This is a genomic window from Metabacillus sp. 113a, from assembly GCF_050107635.1.
Lineage (GTDB): Bacteria > Bacillota > Bacilli > Bacillales > Bacillaceae > Metabacillus_B.
In genome coordinates this window covers 1-295 of sequence record NZ_JBNILJ010000045.1, presented here as the reverse complement: position 1 = coordinate 295, position 295 = coordinate 1, and the positions used below count along the sequence as shown (strand labels likewise).

1 protein-coding gene is annotated in these 295 nt (G+C 34.9%); it reads left to right on the top strand.

Going from position 1 to position 295, the window contains the following annotated elements; translation table 11 throughout:
* Positions 1 to 295, top strand: a 295-nt coding sequence (locus tag ACQCVE_RS19640; protein ID WP_426863673.1) for a single-stranded-DNA-specific exonuclease C-terminal domain-containing protein, incomplete at both ends; no start/stop codon positions are given.

Sequence of the window (295 nt, the reverse complement as noted above, 5' to 3'; positions counted from 1 at the left end):
GTGACAGATTGGCAGCTTTTTGATATCCGTTCCATTAAACAGTTAAATCAAACATTAAATGGAATAGATAAGGAAAAACTCCACATCCTATATTTTAATGAAAATACTTTGGAAGAAATAAATCTCCATGATGAGTTACGACCATATGCAAGTATGTTTATAGAGAATGCTGATATGGATTTGACAGGGAAGTATGTTGTAATCCTTGATATTCCATCTGAGGAAGAGCACCTGTCCACTTTATTACAAACCAGTACACCTGAGCGAATCTATGCTTCCTTCTATCAAAAGGAGA